Here is a 339-nt window from a genome sequence, read left to right as displayed (position 1 = left end):
GCTTCTGCCCCGCCTGCGGCACGCCCGTCTATCTGACCTTCTCTGCCATGCCCGATCTCTTCACCATTCACGCCGCCAGCCTCGACGATCCCACCCGATACCAGCCGCAGATGGTGACCTACACCGTGCGCGGCGTCGCCTGGGACCGGGTCGACCCGGCGGTGCCGAAATTCGAGACGATGCCGCCGATGTAAAGCTGGGGCAGCGGCCCTGGCAAAATGGTGCGATCGGCTGGGTCCCCGTGTGTCAGTGAACCCGATGCCCACCTGACCTGGCGCAGGCGATGCCAGGAGATGTCAATTTCCGGCAAGACTCTCGATCGGCTCGGCCAGGTCGAGC

At 65.5% G+C, this 339-nt stretch carries 1 protein-coding gene; it reads left to right on the top strand.

The window, feature by feature from the left end:
* On the top strand, window positions 1-194 hold a 194-nt coding region (locus AF337_RS31150), incomplete at its 5' end, for a GFA family protein (protein WP_193393677.1).
* Window positions 195-339: the final 145 nt, after the last annotated feature.

Origin of the sequence: Rhizobium ecuadorense, from assembly GCF_001187535.1 — a bacterium.
Lineage (GTDB): Bacteria > Pseudomonadota > Alphaproteobacteria > Rhizobiales > Rhizobiaceae > Rhizobium > Rhizobium ecuadorense.
The sequence above is the reverse complement of the archived record's forward strand: the minus strand, read 5'-3'. Positions and strand labels throughout refer to the sequence as shown.